Origin of the sequence: Cobetia sp. QF-1, assembly GCF_002213105.1 — a bacterium.
GTDB lineage: Bacteria > Pseudomonadota > Gammaproteobacteria > Pseudomonadales > Halomonadaceae > Cobetia > Cobetia crustatorum.
The window spans coordinates 301,710-318,597 of sequence record NZ_NBVS01000005.1; the positions used below are offsets into that span (position 1 = coordinate 301,710).

The following is a 16,888-nucleotide window of genomic DNA, read 5'->3' on the forward strand; positions in this document are numbered from 1 at the left end:
ACCAGAGATCCTTTTTTATGCACTAAAATAGTCAGTGGCGGGCATCAGAAAGGATTTTTTGCACCTTCTAGGGTCAAATCATATCGAGATAAGCGTTTCTTTGCGTTCTCTGTATATGTTTTTCTTCATTATTTTCATTGGCTTATATGGTTGTTGCATTGTTGTTGCGCCATTCTGGCACGCTCGCTGCATTGTTAGGGCATCCTGTCTGATGACTGGCATCAAAACGCTGGTCATGAGAGAAAAGAGATACAAACGACAGACAACGCTGACACCAACTGTAAACCGAGCCGCCGGCTCCATCGGAGAATTACCATGGCTGAGAAGACACTTGCCCTGATTGAAGAACACGAAGTCAAGTGGGTTGATCTGCGCTTCACCGACACCAAAGGCAAGGAGCATCACGTCTCCGTCCCGGCGCGCACAGTTGACGACGAATTCTTTGAAAATGGTCAGATGTTCGATGGTTCTTCCATTGAAGGTTGGAAGGGCATCAACGAATCCGACATGATCTTGATGCCGGACGATGGCACGGCCTTCCTCGACCCGTTCACCGAAGACACCACCCTTGTGCTGCGTTGTGATGTCATCGAGCCGGCCACCATGCAGGGTTATGAGCGTGATCCGCGTTCTGTCGCCAAGCGCGCTGAAGAATTCCTCAAGTCTACCGGCCTGGGCGACACCGCCTTCTTTGGCCCGGAGCCGGAATTCTTCATCTTTGATGAAGTGCACTGGAAGAACGAGATGAACGGTTCCATGTTCAAGATCTCTTCCGATGAAGGTGCATGGGCGACTGATTCCACTCCGGAAGGTGGCAACCTTGGCCACCGTCCGCGTCTGAAAGGCGGTTATTTCCCGGTGCCGCCGGTCGACAGCTTCCACGATATCCGTGCTGCGATGTGCAACACGCTGGAAGCCATCGGCCAGGAAGTTGAAGTTCACCACCACGAAGTGGCGAACGCAGGTCAGAACGAAATCGGCGTCAAGTTCAACACCTTGGTGAAGAAGGCCGACGAAGTTCAGGAATTGAAGTACGTGGTTCACAACGTGGCGCACGCTTACGGCAAGACCGCGACCTTCATGCCCAAGCCGCTGGTCGGTGACAACGGTTCCGGTATGCACGTGCACCAGTCTTTCTGGAAAGGTGGCGAGAACCAGTTCGCCGGTGAAGAATATGCTGGCCTGTCTGAAATGGCGCTCTACTACATCGGCGGCATCATCAAGCACGCCCGTGCACTGAACGCCTTCACCAACGCGTCCACCAACTCCTACAAGCGTCTGGTGCCGGGCTTCGAAGCGCCGGTCATGCTGGCTTATTCTGCTCGTAACCGCTCTGCTTCCATCCGTATCCCGTACACTGCTAGCCCGAAAGGCAAGCGCGTCGAGGCACGCTTCCCTGATCCGACAGCCAACCCGTACCTGGCGTTCTCTGCGATGCTGATGGCTGGTATCGACGGTATCAAGAACAAGATTCACCCGGGCGATGCGATGGACAAGAACCTCTACGATCTGCCGGCTGAAGAAGCCAAGTCCATCCCGACCGTGGCCGAGAGCCTCGAACAGGCGATGGAAGCACTGGATGGCGATCGTGAGTTCCTGACCCAGGGTGGCGTGTTCACCGACGACATGATCGATGCCTATATCGAACTGAAAGGCGAAGACGTTCTGCGCTTGCGCATGGCGACTCACCCGCTCGAGTTCGACATGTACTACAGCGTCTAATCACGCTTCATGTGATGACGCCGTCTTTCTTGTCGTGCCCGCCGTGAATGGCAGGGCGTCGCGTAGAAGACCACAGCAGGGCCATGCCGAGAGGTATGGCCCTGTTTTATTGTGTCTTTGTTTTTATGTCCATGTTGTATGACGTCGTCTGAAGGATTGAGCTCAAGGAGCGTTCAGACGATGGTCCTGCATGGCTGGCGATGTGATGAAAGGGTTTTCTCAGGGAATCCAATGCTGGCGTCAACGCGATAAGCTTTGTAACTTGGCAGCCAGGACAGCTTGTTTACCTAACCAATCCGCAGGAGCCGCTCGCGGCTTCTGGCCTCCCATGACTCTCTCAGGAATCTTCGGATGTGGCCCTTCGTATCCTCTTTGTACGTCGCCAGTACTGCGACTGAACACACAGCACTGTCTGGCGCATCAGCGCGTACCGGATGGGTGGGCGGCCTGTTGCTGGCATTGATGCTGGTGCTGTCGAGCGTATCTCTTGAGCTTCAGGCGGCGCAGATCTACCGTCACGTGGATGCCAATGGCAACGTGGTGTTCAGTGACCATCCAGCCGGAGGCAGCAAGGTGAAGTTGACACCGTTGAGCGTAGTGCCCTCGACGGAGTCTTCGTCAGTGCCGCGCTCGCCGGTGCGCGTCGCGCCATCCGCTTCTTCCGAGTCGTCTTCGCGCACTCGCTCAGCCCCTGCGGTGGACGTGCGATTCCGAGGCTATACCCGCTTCACCATCCAGAGCCCGGCCAATGAGGAGACATTGCCGACAGGACGAGCCGGTAACCTGGCGGTGCGTCTCGGGATAGAGCCGCAGCTGCGTCCCGAAGACAAGGTGCGTGTAACCGTCGATGGCGCACCGTCGCAATCCGCGATGAACAGCAGCGTTTTCATGGTGCCAGCGCTGGCACGGGGTAAGCATGTCATTCAGGCTGAACTGTTGGATGCGTCAGGTCGCGTGCGTCAGACCAGCGAGCCACGTGTCATCTATGTGCAGCGTGCCAGCGTCAATCTGCCCCGCAATCCTAACAATCCCGCCAATGGTGGTGGGAGCTGATCGCGATGTGCGTGAGCGCTCATGGATATCAACAGGCCGCCTTCGGGCGGCTTCTTTGTTTCTACAATCTCGTATTTCTGGCGCTCTCCACGCTGATGCAGATGCGTCCACCAGCGTGAAGAACATGGCAGCACGCATCACCAATGCACCATAATGATGCAATGAACGGAGTGCGATATGGCCTGCACAGCATCGGATGCCACGCACACGTCACCTGCACCAGACTGGCGCGGTTATTGCAGAACAGGGAGACGTACCGCGAATGGCGAACAAACTCATGCACCAACGATTGCTCGAACACCTCAATACTGCCGTGGTGGTGCTGGATGCACAGCTGCGAGTGGTATGGATGAATCCGGCGGCAGAGACACTGTTGGCGGTTAGTCTGGTGCGTGTAAAAGGCCACACGCCAGAGCATCTGACCGGCATGGATGCCGAGCCCATCAAGGTCTTGCGCAAGGCGCTTGATGAGCAGCACCCCTACACCCAGCGTGAAGCCGAAATCGTCAACGTGGCCAGTGAGGTACTGACGGTCGACTTCACAGCGACCCCGATCAGCCGCGATGAGCTGCTGGTAGAGATAGAGCCGCGAGATCGCCTGATGCAGATTTCGCGCGAAGAGGCACTGATTGCGCGGCAGGAAGCCGTCAAGGTGCTGACGCGCGGGCTGGCCCATGAGGTCAAGAATCCGCTGGGGGGCATTCGTGGCGCTGCTCAGCTGCTGGAGCGCGATCTGCCTGAGCCCCAGATGGTGGAGTTCACGCGGATCATCATCGAGGAGGTCGATCGTCTACGTGACCTCGTTGATCGCATGCTGGGTCCGAATCGTCCTCCCTTGCAGGTGCCCGTCAATATCCATGCTGTCACTGAGCGAGTGCGTTCGCTGCTGCTGGCCGAGGGCGACAGCATCACCATGGTGGCGGATTACGATCCGAGTCTGCCCGAAGTTATCGGTGACGAGGGACAGCTGATTCAAGCTGTGCTCAATATCACACGCAATGCGACCCAGGCACTCAATGAGCAGCCGCAGGGTGAGGATCAGACCGAAGGGGAAGCTCCGCATTACGAGATCACGCTGCGCACCCGCGCGCGACGTCAGTTCACCTTGGGTCATGAGCGCCACCGGCTGGTCTGTGAGCTGGCGATCATCGATAACGGCCCGGGCATCCCCGAGACGCTGCGCGAGACGCTGTTCTATCCGATGGTCTCCGGGCGTGCCGAAGGGTCAGGTCTTGGGTTATCGATAGCCCAAGGCATCCTGCACCAGCACCAGGGGTTGATCGAGTGTGACTCGCGCCCCGGCCATACCGAATTCCGCCTACTTATTCCGCTTGACGGCACTTCTGGAGATCACACATGAGCGAGACTGCCCGCGTCTGTATTGTTGATGACGACCGCGCCATCCGCTGGGTGCTGGAGCGCGCTTTGGCCCACCCCGACCTGGAAGTGGAGTGCTTTGAGCGTGCTGATCTGGCGCAAGCCAGCATCATGCGTCAGTGTCCTGATGTATTGGTGACCGATATCCGCATGCCGGGTATCGATGGCCTTGATCTGATGGCGCGCGTACGTGAGCAGTACCCCGATCTGCCGGTGATCGTGATGACGGCACACTCCGACCTCGATAGTGCCGTGGCGTCCTACCAGGGCGGCGCTTTTGAATACCTGCCCAAACCCTTCGATGTGGATGAGGCGTTGGCATTGGTGCGTCGCGCAGTGGCGCACTCACGTGAATCCAAGGCACCTGTCGCCGTACCGGAAGGCCTCACCAAGGAGATCATTGGTGAAGCGCCAGCCATGCAGGAGGTGTTCCGCGCCATTGGCCGCCTGTCTCAGTCGCATATCACCGTGTTGATCAATGGTGAATCCGGTACCGGTAAAGAACGTGTCGCCCAAGCGCTGCATCAGCACTCACCGCGCGCTGCCAAGCCTTTTATCGCGCTCAATATGGCGGCGATTCCGAAAGACCTGATGGAATCCGAGCTGTTTGGTCACGAAAAGGGGTCTTTCACCGGGGCCACGGCACTCCGGCGTGGGCGCTTCGAGCAGGCTGATGGCGGCACACTGTTTCTCGATGAGATTGGCGACATGCCCGCCGAGACCCAGACACGTCTGCTGCGTGTGCTGGCCGATGGTGAGTTCTATCGTGTGGGCGGTGTCACGCCGGTCAAGGTTGACGTGCGTATCATCGCCGCGACGCACCAGCATCTGGAGCGGCTGGTGGAAGATGGTCGCTTCCGTGAAGATCTCTTTCACCGCCTGAATGTCATTCGCGTGCATCTGCCGCGCTTGTCGGAGCGGCGTGAGGATATTCCACGCCTGATGAGCCACTTTCTCGGTGAAGCCGGACGTGAACTCTCGACGGAGCCCAAGATATTGACTGAGGCGGCCGAGAAGCACCTCACACGCTTCGATTGGCCCGGCAACGTGCGTCAGCTCGAGAACACCTGTCGCTGGCTGACAGTGATGGCCTCTGGGCGTGAGGTGATGGTGGAAGATTTGCCGCCGGAGCTGCGTGACGCCAGCGGCACCGAGGCCGCGTCGGGCGATTGGCGGGGGGCCTTCCGTGAGTGGGCGGACCGTGCCCTGGCGGCTGGCCATACCCATCTGCTGGAAGAGGCCGTGCCGGACTTTGAGCGCATCTTGATCGAGACGGCGCTCAAGCACACCGGCGGACGCAAGGGCGAAGCCGCAGAATTGCTGGGCTGGGGGCGCAACACATTGACGCGCAAGCTCAAGGTGCTGTTGCCTGCACTGGCGGAAGACTGACAGTGTCAGGGCGCGCGCCATTGTCGTGCATTGCTCCCGCCTTGGTCATGATTGGCTGAGGCGGGATGAGGGAGAAGCTGGAGAGCGAGAGGACAGGGTGCCACAATCCCCTGTTCTCTTTTTTTGTGCGCGTGTTTGCCCTCTGTCGTCTGCTTTCGCTGTCTTGTATGGACGATCGCCAAGGAGTCTTTTGATGTCATCAATGAGCTGGGAACGCTTGCTGGAGCCGAGCCGTCTACACGATGCGCCAGGTGCTGCGCCACGTGAAATGGGGCGTACACCATTCCACAAGGATCACGATCGTATCGTATTCGCTGGCTCGTTCCGTCGGCTGGGCCGCAAGACCCAGGTACATCCGCTGACCGATAATGATCATATCCATACCCGCCTGACTCACTCGCTGGAAGTCGGCTGTGTCGGGCGCTCGCTGGGCATGATGGTCGGTGAGAAGCTGCGTGATCGGCTACCTGAATGGATCACGCCCGCGGATCTTGGTGTCATCGTGCAGACCGGTTGCCTGGGGCATGACATCGGCAATCCGCCCTTCGGTCATGCGGGCGAATATGCCATTCGTGACTGGTTTGCCGCCGAGGCTGCCAGTGATCATGGTCGCCTCGACGGACTCAGCGAGACCGAGCGCGCTGATTTGCTTACCTATGAAGGCAACGCTCAGGGCTTCCGGATCGTCACCCAAATTGAGTACAACCAGTTTCACGGTGGCATGCGCCTGACGGCAGCCACATTGGGTACGCTGCTCAAGTATCCGTGGACGGTGGAACATGCCACTGCTGGCGGCAAGTTCGGTTGCTACCAGAGCGAGCGTAAGTTGCTGGAAGGGGTTGCTGAGCGCTGCGGCCTAATACAGCGTGCCGACGGCCGATGGTGTCGCCACCCGTTGGCATGGCTGGTCGAGGCCGCAGATGATATCTGCTACGCACTGCTGGATCTGGAAGACGGCCTCGAGATGGGCATTCTCCAGTTTGCAGAGGTGTTCGACATCCTCACGGGTATCAGTGGCGGTGAGCCGCGCGAGTATGCCGAGATGGAAGCCAGAGGCACCTCTCAGCGGCGCAAGGTGGCCGCATTACGTGGTGCCGCGATGGAGCGTGCCGTGAAGGATGTCGCTGAGGTCTTTGTACTGCATGAGCATGCACTGCTCGCAGGCACACTCGCTGAAGACCTGCTGGACCTCTGTCATCCTGATCTTGGCTGGGGCGTGCGCGAAGCCAAGAATCTGGCGCGCCAGAAGATTTTCCGCAACGAGCGTAAGGCCAAGCTGGAAATCGGTGCCTATACCACGCTGGGTATTCTGCTCGAGGCCTTTATTGGTGCGGCGCATGAGCTGCATACCACCGGGCGTTCCAGCTTCAAGCATGAGCGGGTACTGGCGCTGATCGGGGAAAATACGCCCACTCGTGACTGGGATCTCTATCGCAGCTATCGGCGCATGCTCGATTTCATCGGTGGCATGACGGATCACTTTGCCGTTGATCTCGCGCAGGAGATGGGAGGACGCCTGCGGAGTGAGTAAAACATACGCTTGGGATTTGGTGGCATCGTGGTGTAGCAGCGACGCGATGCCCGTAAAAATTATGCTAACAGTAGCTTGAATTAACTTTACGGAAACTATCAAAGTGTTGTACTAGGATTGTACGGAGGTGGCGCAAGGCTGCTCTCCGGCAATCCATGATTAAACGATGGTCATGGAGGGTTAAAATTATAACGAGGCTTATTAATGAGCACGAAACCTCCCAAAACCTCCGCCACTTCTTCCGATGGAGGTGTGCGAAACTCCTTCGATATGATCGACAAACCGACCTTCTTCGGGTCTATCTTCCTGTTGCTGGCAGTGACCGTGCCGCTACTGATCTTCCCCGAGCAGGGAGCGTTGTGGGTTGCCGCTGCCAAGGACTTCGTCACGACTAAGCTCGGCGTGTTGTACCTGTTGCTGGGCGTGGGTGCGGGTGGCTTCATGATCTACATCATCTTCAGTGATATCGGACAGATCAAGCTGGGTGAACCCGAAGAGAAGCCCGAGTTCTCGATTATCTCCTGGGCGGCGATGCTGTTCTGCGCGGGTATCGGTGCTTCGATTCTGTATTGGTCGATGATCGAGTGGGTCTATTACTACCAGGCACCGCCGTTTCATATTGAAGGCGGCACACCGGAAGCTGCCAAGTGGGCAGCGGCCTATGGCATCTTCCACTGGGGGCCGTTGGCATGGGCTATCTACCTTATCCCTGCTGTACCGATCGCCTACTTCTACTATGTGCGTCATCACAGTGTGCTGAAGATATCTGAAGCACTGATGCCGGTACTGGGCGAGAAGCTGGCGCGTGGCTGGCTAGGCAAGCTTGTCGACGTCACCTTCATCTTCGGCATGTTGGGTGGGGGAGCCACTACGCTGGGCCTGGCCGCGCCGATGATCAACGAAGGAGTACATGAGTTATTCGGAGTGCCGAAGACGCTCACCACACAGATCATAGTACTGCTGGTGTGTACTTCGCTGTTTGGCTACAGCGCCTTTGTCGGCCTCAAGAAAGGCATCAAGCTGCTATCGGATATCAACTTCTGGCTGGCGATCAGTCTGTTGTTATTCATCTTTATCGCAGGGCCCACCCTATTCATGGCCAATACTGGGCTGGATGCACTGGGCCGTGTACTGAGCAACATCATTCACATGGCAACCTGGCTTGAACCCTTTGCTGAGTTTCAGGGTTTTGAAGACACCCACTTCCCGCAAAACTGGACCATCTTTTACTGGGCGTGGTGGCTGGTGTTTGCGCCAAGTGTCGGGTTGTTCATTGCGCGTATCTCGCGTGGGCGTACTATCCGCGTGATGGTGGCAGGCTCGATGTTCTTCGGCACTCTGGGGTGCTTCCTGTTCTTCATGGTGCTGGGTAACTACGGCCTGTATCTACAGCTATCGGGCACGTTGGATGTAGTGAGTATCCTGAATGAGCAGAGCCCGACCGCTGCCATCTTTGCCATGCTGCACACTCTGCCGTTGGATTATCTGGTGATCTTTGCCTTCACTCTATTGGCGCTGATCTTCACGGCGACCACCTTCGACTCCATCTCTTACATCCTTGCGGCTGTGGTACAGAAGGAAGTGGATGAGGAGCCGATGCGCTGGAATCGTCTTTTCTGGGCTTTTGCGCTGTCCTTCATGCCAATCGTACTGATGTTTGTCGGTGGACTGGATACCTTGCAGACCGCCTCGATCATCGGTGGTGTTCCGCTGCTACTTGTCGCCGTACTGCTGTGTATTTCCATCGTGCGTGCGGCGCATTATGACCTACGTTATCAGCCGGATTACTCGGTGAAAGAGATCAATATCGAGGAATTCCCAGCAGATGACCCCTGGAGCGAGGACGGTAGCTGGGAGTTGCCGGAAAGCGATATTCCTGCTGCCGGTAAGCCGACTGCAGATGGTCCGAAGGACCATATTGAAGGAGACCCGCATAGCCGCCCTTCACGACTGTGATCCCAGTGACAGATATTGGAAAGCCGCCCTCAGAGGCGGCTTTTTTGGGCGCAAAATACCAATATTGCCAAGTTGAATATTAGTAAATTTACATTGATGCTATGGCTATCAGGTATATTGATATAACATTCTGCGCACAAATATCTAGCAATCAATAAGAGAGGATTATTTGAGTCACCTGGCACCCGCTTTTGCAAAGCTCGACAAGCCGACGTTCTTCGGTACTTTGTTCCTGTTACTGGCCTGCACGATTCCCTTGGTGATCTTCCCTGAACAAGGGGCGTTATGGGTTAAATCAGCCAAGCAATTTGTGACTCATGAACTGGGAACGCTCTACCTGATATTAGGTCTTGGTGCCGGTATCTTTATGATTTACATAATCTTTAGTGACATCGGGCAGATCAAGCTTGGCGAGGTCGACGACAAGGCCGAGTTTTCGACCTTGTCGTGGGCCGCGATGTTGTTCAGCGCGGGTATCGGTGCCGGTATTCTCTATTGGGGTGCCATCGAGTGGGTCTACTACTATCAGGCACCGCCCTTCCATGTGGCGCCCAAAAGCAGCGAAGCGGTGCGCTGGGCGACCTCTTACGGCATCTTCCACTGGGGGCCGCTAGCCTGGGCTATCTATCTGGTGCCTGCCTTGCCGATCGCTTATTTCTACCATGTGCGTCACCAGAACGTGCTCAAGATCTCCCAGGCGCTACAGCCGGTGCTGGGTGAGAAACTCGCAGCAGGCGGGCTGGGAAAGTTGATCGACGTGTTGTTCATCTTTGGCATGCTGGGTGGCGGTGCCACGGCACTGGGGCTGGCTGCGCCATTGATCAACGAGGGAGTGCATGAGTTATTTGGCGTTCCCAAGACCCTGACGACGCAGATCGTCGTGCTATTGGCCTGTACGGCGTTATTTGGTTATAGCGCCTTTGCTGGTCTCAAGAAGGGTATCAAGCTGCTCTCGGACATCAACTTCTGGTTGGCGGCGAGCTTGCTGCTGTTCATCTTTATCGCGGGCCCTACACTCTTCATGGCCAATACCGGGCTGGATTCGTTGGGCCGCATGTTCGGTAATATCGTACACATGGCAACCTGGAGTGAGCCCTTCGCTCAGTTCGATGGTTTTGAGAAGACGGACTTCCCGCAAGACTGGACCATCTTCTACTGGGCGTGGTGGCTCGTGTTTGCCCCTAGTGTGGGGCTCTTCATTGCGCGTATCTCGCGCGGACGTACCGTGCGCACCATGGTGGCCGGTTCGATGTTCTTCGGCACACTGGGCTGTTTCCTCTTCTTCATGGTACTGGGTAATTACGGCCTGTATCTGCAGCTGTCCGGTACGCTGGACATGGTCAATGTGCTCAATACGCAAGGACCGACAGCCGCCATTTTCGCCATGTTGGGCAGCCTGCCTTTCAGTCAGGTAGTGATCTTCCTGTTCACCCTATTGGCGCTGATCTTCACTGCGACGACTTTCGACTCCATCTCCTACATTCTGGCGGCGGTGGTGCAGAAGGATATTGACGAAGAACCGATGCGCTGGAATCGTCTTTTCTGGGCATTTGCGTTGTCGTTCATGCCGATCGTACTGATGTTCCTGGGTGGGTTGGATACCTTGCAGACGGCCTCTGTCATCGGCGGCGTACCGTTGTTGCCGGTCGCGGTATTGTTGATGATTTCCTTTGTACGCGCGGCGCATTACGACCTGCGTTATCAGCCGGAATATACCGTCAATGAAATTCATATCGGCGAATTCCCCGAGGATGACCCCTGGACGGAAGAGGGAAGCTGGGAGTTACCCGATGATGTAGTGGCAGTAGATATTGATGCTGGGGGCGCTACGCCTGGCGGCGATGACGAAAGTGTCGCGCCCGCCAAGCGCAAGGCGCACTCGCCAGCGGTCGATTCGGCTAGCTGAAAATGGATGTGCCGGGCCAAGGTTGGGAGCAAGGATGAAGAGCAGGAGTTAAGGGCGAAACCTGGAAGAGGAAGCGAGCTATCTTGATATTGCCCTGAACCCTAAAAAGCCCTCGATGCATTAGCATCGAGGGCTTTTTCTATCAAGACGAAGCTGTTTCAGGTGCTGTCTTGTTTGGCTAGATGTTGGCGAGTCGCTCGGCCTGAACACGATCGAGAATTGCCTCATTGATGCGTTGCTTGAGCGGCTCATCTAGCTTCGGGCAGCCAGCTTCTGGCGCCATGCAATGAGTGTTCAGCCACTCGGCCAGCCCCTCACCATTGACGACATCAGGGTCGCCCTTGCGCTGTTCACCTTGCGGGATGATCTGCCAACCGGGCAGTGCCAGCACACCATGTACCGGAACCTCGACCCCACACTCGCGCTTTAGCCAAGCGGCTGTCCAATCGCGGGCGATACGGGTCTCGCGTAGCGGCTTGCGCTCGCGGCTACCCGGGAAGTACAGGCGGCCATCCTTCAGCTTGACCTCATTCTTTATCGCACCCAAGGCATCCAGTGGCCGTGAGCGGGCTTTGGTGCGGATAGCGTAAGCGCCGGCCGGTGTCACCACTAGATGATCAATATGGAAGCCATCGGCGGGTACATCGTGATAGACCACACTGGTGAGCTGTTCCGGACGTATCAGCTGGTCCAGTTCCTGTCCGATGGAAAGCTCGCAGGCCAAACCTAGCTTGAGCTTGCGGATACGCTGGAAGTGACGCGTCAGGCGCAGGGCAAAGATCAGCACGAACAGTGCGCAGGCTAGTCCGTAGCCTGACCACTCCAGCCAGTTCTGTTGCTCGCCGAACACCATGCGCCCCATGCCATAGACTAGCGGGCTGAGCGTGATCAGTGGCCCCAGCGCGCCATCGAGGAATAGCGCCTGGAAGGCATCATCCAGGCGGTCGCGCAGGCTCTGGCCTGGTTCACGCAGCTGGCGGCGGGTGAGCGGTGACTGGATACGCCGTTCATGCAGGCCGCGCATGCCCAGCACCACCAGCGCGATGGCGCCCAGTGGTGTCAGGAAGAAGACGGGGAGCAAATATTCCAGCCATTGCATGGTGTTGTCCTATCTAGCAAGAAGAGAGCGGGTAATGCAGGGAGAGGGACGGCTCAATGCCCCAGTGCGCGTGGCAATGGCACGAGGGGAATCTCGACCTCGCGCTCTGACGTGCTGTCGGCACCCAGTACCGGGACTGCCGTGTCGTTGATCCAGTAAAGCTGCCCCTCACTGCGTACATCCGCCTGCAATGCATAGCGGTGCCCTTCCTCGATGGCATTGCGATCGTACTGCAGGCTGACCGGGAAAGGCCCCTGACGCAGGCCACCATAGCGCGTGCTGGCAATCAGGCCGGCAGGTGCGTCTGCTTTGGAGACATCCACCAGTCGCACTTCAAGCTGGGCATCGGCTGGTGCGCTGAAGGTTTTCTGCGGCACCACACGTGCTTCCAGCTGCGTGAAGTCCGGGCCTGTCATGCAGCCACTCAGACCCAATACTCCGACCAGCAGCGCCGTGAGGGTGACCGCACGCGCCGAGATAATGCTGATGGCGCGAGTTGGTGCGGCATTACGGACCGAGCGTGAAAGACGTTGTGTGTCTGAATGCGGCATGTAAATCCCTTTTGAGTCTCGTGAGAAAGATGGCGTGTGCAGCTCAGCCGCCGGCTAACTTGACGGTATAGCCCAGTCGCGTGAGTTCGGTCTTGAGCGTATCGCGATGATCGCCTTGAATCTCCACGATGCCGTCCTTGAGGCTACCGCCGGTACCGCATCGTTGCTTGAGAGTCTTGGCGAGGGACTTGAGTTCCTTCTCTGCGAGCGGAATTCCCGTCACGGTGGTGACACCCTTGCCCTTGCGGCCGCTGGTTTCACGGCGAATACGCACTACACCATCGAGATTCTCCAGCCGTTCACGCTCGGCCAGATCAGCACACTCGCACTCTGCCTCGGCGCGCCGGCATTCAGGGCAGGTTGCGCCATGTTCGGTGGAATAGACAAGCCCGGATAGCTGGTCCTTGAGCGAGGCCATGATGACTCCTGATGTAACGACAATTAAGAGAGTAGCCCGCGGCGTATATGCCGTATGGCGTCAAGACAAGGATACCTGCGCGCGTGCGAGGCAGCGAGTGTCTGACCTCGTGTGATCGTAACCACTCAGACATTCGAGGATAAAAAAAGGCGACCCATTCGGGCCGCCTTTTCAGTGCTTCATGTGTATCAGTGTTGCATCTGCGGGTGCTGGAAGATCAGTTGATCTTCGGGTCCAGCTCGCCACGACCGTAACGCTCGAACATCTGCTCGAGATTCATCGGCTTGATCTTGCTGCCGTGTCCGGCGGCACCGAAGGCTTCATAGCGTGCGATACAGATATCGCGCATCGCCTTCACTGACGCACTCAGATACTTGCGCGGGTCAAATTCAGACGGGTTCTGCGCCATGAAGCGACGGATGGAACCGGTAGAGGCCAGACGCAGATCGGTATCGACGTTGATCTTGCGCACGCCGTGCTTGATGCCTTCGACAATCTCGTCGACCGGCACGCCGTAGGTTTCCGGAATCTTGCCGCCGTATTCGTTGATGATTTCCAGCCAGTCCTGCGGCACAGAGGAAGAACCGTGCATGACCAGGTGTGTCTCCGGGATGCGGGCGTGAATTTCCTTGATGCGCTGGATGGACAGGGTGTCACCTGTCGGCGGCTTGGTGAACTTGTAGGCGCCGTGAGAAGTCCCGATAGCGATCGCCAGTGCATCGACGTGAGTCTTCTTGACGAAGTCGGCAGCTTCTTCCGGGTCGGTCAGCATCTGGTCGTGATCCAGGACGCCTTCCGCACCAACGCCATCTTCTTCACCGGCCATACCGGTTTCCAGCGAGCCGAGGCAACCCAGTTCGCCTTCGACGGACACGCCACAGGCGTGAGCCATCTCGACGGTACGACGGGTCACTTCGACGTTATATTCGTAGCTGGTCGGGGTCTTGCCATCTTCGCCCAGCGAGCCGTCCATCATCACTGAACTGAAGCCCAGCTGGATGGAGCGCTGACAGATCGCGGGTGAGGTGCCGTGATCCTGGTGCATGACGACCGGGATATGCGGGAATTCCTCGATGGCAGCCAGGATCAGGTGGCGAAGGAACGGCGCGCCAGCGTATTTGCGTGCACCTGCGGAGGCTTGAACGATCACCGGAGAATCGGTGTGATCGGCAGCTTCCATGATGGCGCGCATCTGCTCGAGGTTGTTGACGTTGAACGCCGGAATGCCGTATCCGTACTCGGCTGCGTGGTCCAACATCTGGCGCATGCTGATCAATGCCATGACATCACCTGTCTTCTTGAGGAATTAAGTGGAGGAGCGTCGGGTGCTCCCCGCCCGTGGCGGAGAGCGACCTTATTGCTTTATCTCTAATGCCCGCGTCGGTCAGGACACAGGTGGGTTTAGCGTGCAGCGGCTTCCAGAGCCGCCACAGCCGGTAGGGTTTTGCCTTCCACGTACTCAAGGAAGGCACCACCACCGGTAGAAATGTAGGACACACGCGACTCGACGTCGTACTTGTCGATGGCCGCCAGCGTGTCACCGCCGCCCGCAATCGAGAAGGCGTCGCTCTCGGCGATGGCGTAAGCCAGCTTCTCGGTACCGTTGGCGAATTGCTCAATCTCGAAGACGCCGACCGGGCCGTTCCATAAAATGGTGCCAGCATCCTTGAGCAGTGCGCCGAAGCGCGAGGCAGTCTCAGGGCCGATATCGAGAATCATCTCATCGTCACGCACGTCAGAAACGGCACGCACGATCGCTTCTGCCTTGTCGGAGAACTCGGTGGCGACCACGACATCTGTCGGCAGCGGAATTTCCACCTTGTCCATCAGCGCACGCGCGGTGTCGAGCAGGTCAGCTTCATAGAGTGACTTGCCGACGTTGTAACCGGCTGCCGCGATGAAAGTGTTGGCAATGCCGCCACCGACAATCAGCTGCTGGCACTTGTCAGATAGTGCCTTGAGGACTTCAAGCTTGGTCGAGACCTTGGAGCCCCCCACGATGGCGACCATCGGTGAGCGCGGTGCAGCCAAGGCTTTTTCGAGTGCTTCAAGTTCTGCTGCCAACAGCGGGCCAGCGCAGGCGTCCGGCGCGAAGCGTGCCACGCCATGAGTCGAGGCTTGCGCGCGGTGTGCGGTGCCGAAGGCGTCCATCACGTAGATGTCGCACAGCGCTGCATAGGCGCGCGACAGAGATTCTTCGTCCTTTTTCTCACCAGTATTGAAGCGCACGTTTTCCAGTAGTACGACTTCTCCGTCAGCGACTTCCGGTGCACTGTCGAGATAGTCACTGATCAAACGCACCGGGCTGCCAAGCAGTTCGCCCAGGTGAGTCGCGACAGGTGCCAGTGAGAACTGGTCTTCTGGCTGGCCTTCCGTCGGGCGCCCCAGGTGACTCATCAGCATGACGCGCGCACCAGCATCACGAGCAGCCTTGATGGTCGGCAGGCTGGCACGGATACGTGCATCGCTGGTCACCTGGCCATCACGGACCGGCACGTTGAGATCTTCGCGGATCAGGACGCGCTTTCCGGACAGGTCGAGGGCAGTCATCGTTTTCACGTTCATGACGGGTTCCTTGGTCGTGAATCAGTGGGGAGAACTCCCGTCGCCGGATCGCCGGAGCACTGGGGCGCCATCTCGCAGGCGTGCCAGTGAGTGGCCACGTCCAGCATGCGATTGGCAAAGCCCCATTCGTTGTCGAACCAGCACAGCAACTTGATCAGGCGATCACCGGCAACGCGGGTCTGGGTTGCGTCCACGATACCCGAGCGCGGATCGTGGTTGAAGTCGATGGACGCCGTTGGCTCTTCACTCAGCCCCATCAGCCCCTGCAGGTGACCCGTACAGGCGGCACGCAGCAGATCATTGACCTCTTCCTTCGTCACATCACGCTTCACTTCAATCGACATGTCCATGCATGAGACGTTGATGGTCGGCACGCGCAGGTGCAGGCACTCGAAGCGGCCTTCCAGATGCGGCATCAAACGATTGATGCCCTTGGCCAGTCCAGTGTCGACCGGCACGATCGAGCCCATCGCGGAGCGTGTCAGACGCAAGTCAGTCTGATGGTAGGCATCGATCACCGGTTGATCATTCATCGCCGAGTGTACGGTCGTCGTCACGCCACGTTCCAGCCCGAAGGCTTGCTCCAATACGGTCAATACCGGGATCAAGCAGTTGGTGGTACAGGATGCGGCAGAAACGATGCGCAATCCTGAGCACAATGCGGACTGGTTGATGCCGCACACGATGGTGGCGTCCACATCGGCGTCGGTATCGCCTGGCTGGGAGAACAGCAGGCGTCCTGCCCCCGCCGCCAGATGGCGCTCAGCGGTGGCGCGGTCCTTGAAGCTACCTGAACACTCGAGTACCAGATCAATCCCGAGTGCCCGCCATGGCAAGCAGTCTGGATCAGCCTCGGACAGGATAGTAATGGCATGGCCGTTGACCACCAGCTGGCCGTCACGCTGTTCCACAGTGCCTGGGAAGCGGCCATGCGTGGTGTCGTAACGAGTCAGATAGGTGATGGTGTCGAGATCCGACAGCTCGTTGATTGCCACGACCTCTAGCGGCAATGACTCGCCGCGAGCATCGCGCTCGATCAACGCCCTGAGCACACACTGACCGATACGGCCATAACCATTGATGGCGACGCGTAAGGGCGATCGGCCATGGTCGGCGTTCTCGAGCAAGTCATCGAGGGCCGTGTGTGTGTGTTGGGGGCTGCTGTTGCTCAAAAGTATCTCGTGACCATCCCGTCAGTGGACAGACATGGTAGCGCATCAAGCGTGTCGGCGGGATGTGCTAGCGGGGCGCAAGCGACTGATTTTGGAGTTTTTTCGTCTAGAGCCGCGTAGTCAGACTACGCATAAGGGCGAGTTATGTA

General features: G+C 57.8%; 13 protein-coding genes. 7 read left to right on the forward strand and 6 right to left on the reverse strand.

Going from position 1 to position 16,888, the window contains the following annotated elements; all coding sequences use genetic code 11:
* Window positions 1–315 precede the first annotated feature (315 nt).
* The 7 genes from glnA to CFN46_RS11875 all read left to right on the forward strand — a co-directional run bounded on the left by glnA (window position 316) and on the right by CFN46_RS11875 (window position 10,934).
* On the forward strand, window positions 316–1,722 hold the full coding sequence (glnA, locus tag CFN46_RS11845; protein ID WP_024952813.1) for a glutamate--ammonia ligase: 1,407 nt from the start codon (window positions 316–318) through the stop codon (window positions 1,720–1,722).
* A gap of 351 nt (window positions 1,723–2,073) precedes the next feature.
* A complete protein-coding gene (locus tag CFN46_RS11850) occupies window positions 2,074–2,775 on the forward strand; it encodes a DUF4124 domain-containing protein (protein ID WP_254918482.1) in 702 nt (233 codons plus the stop codon).
* A 277-nt stretch (window positions 2,776–3,052) separates the two neighbouring features.
* A complete protein-coding gene (glnL, locus tag CFN46_RS11855; protein WP_024952811.1) occupies window positions 3,053–4,135 on the forward strand; it encodes a nitrogen regulation protein NR(II) in 1,083 nt (360 codons plus the stop codon).
* Window positions 4,132–5,541, forward strand: a complete 1,410-nt coding sequence (glnG, locus tag CFN46_RS11860) for a nitrogen regulation protein NR(I) (RefSeq protein WP_024952810.1) — start codon at window positions 4,132–4,134, stop codon at window positions 5,539–5,541. Before glnL ends, glnG begins: the two co-directional genes overlap by 4 nt.
* A gap of 193 nt (window positions 5,542–5,734) precedes the next feature.
* Complete coding sequence (locus CFN46_RS11865) at window positions 5,735–7,072, forward strand: deoxyguanosinetriphosphate triphosphohydrolase (protein WP_088743628.1); 1,338 nt, start codon at window positions 5,735–5,737, stop codon at window positions 7,070–7,072.
* A 204-nt stretch (window positions 7,073–7,276) separates the two neighbouring features.
* Complete coding sequence (locus CFN46_RS11870) at window positions 7,277–9,028, forward strand: BCCT family transporter (RefSeq protein WP_088743629.1); 1,752 nt, start codon at window positions 7,277–7,279, stop codon at window positions 9,026–9,028.
* A 169-nt stretch (window positions 9,029–9,197) separates the two neighbouring features.
* Entirely contained in the window at window positions 9,198–10,934 is a 1,737-nt protein-coding gene (locus tag CFN46_RS11875; RefSeq protein ID WP_217897818.1) for a BCCT family transporter, read from the forward strand.
* A 178-nt stretch (window positions 10,935–11,112) separates the two neighbouring features.
* On the opposite strand, the gene CFN46_RS11880 is transcribed toward CFN46_RS11875, so the two are convergent.
* The 6 genes from CFN46_RS11880 to CFN46_RS11905 form a co-directional block, all read right to left on the reverse strand.
* The gene (locus tag CFN46_RS11880; RefSeq protein WP_024952808.1) at window positions 11,113–12,033 is read right to left on the reverse strand and encodes a nuclease-related domain-containing protein; all 921 of its coding nucleotides are present in this window, start codon (window positions 12,031–12,033) and stop codon (window positions 11,113–11,115) included.
* A gap of 53 nt (window positions 12,034–12,086) precedes the next feature.
* Entirely contained in the window at window positions 12,087–12,584 is a 498-nt protein-coding gene (locus CFN46_RS11885; protein WP_088743630.1) for a YbaY family lipoprotein, read from the reverse strand.
* A gap of 43 nt (window positions 12,585–12,627) precedes the next feature.
* Window positions 12,628–13,002 carry a translation initiation factor Sui1 gene (locus CFN46_RS11890; protein WP_024952806.1) on the reverse strand — a complete coding sequence of 125 codons (375 nt, stop codon included), beginning with the start codon at window positions 13,000–13,002 and terminating at the stop codon, window positions 12,628–12,630.
* Window positions 13,003–13,219: 217 nt separating this feature from the next.
* The gene (gene fba, locus CFN46_RS11895; RefSeq protein ID WP_024952805.1) at window positions 13,220–14,284 is read right to left on the reverse strand and encodes a class II fructose-bisphosphate aldolase; all 1,065 of its coding nucleotides are present in this window, start codon (window positions 14,282–14,284) and stop codon (window positions 13,220–13,222) included.
* A 119-nt stretch (window positions 14,285–14,403) separates the two neighbouring features.
* Window positions 14,404–15,567 (reverse strand): phosphoglycerate kinase, encoded by a 1,164-nt coding sequence (locus tag CFN46_RS11900; RefSeq protein ID WP_088743631.1) that lies wholly within the window; start codon window positions 15,565–15,567, stop codon window positions 14,404–14,406.
* A complete protein-coding gene (locus CFN46_RS11905) occupies window positions 15,564–16,694 on the reverse strand; it encodes a type I glyceraldehyde-3-phosphate dehydrogenase (RefSeq protein WP_084488129.1) in 1,131 nt (376 codons plus the stop codon). The genes CFN46_RS11900 and CFN46_RS11905 overlap by 4 nt, the downstream gene beginning before the upstream one ends.
* Window positions 16,695–16,888: the final 194 nt, after the last annotated feature.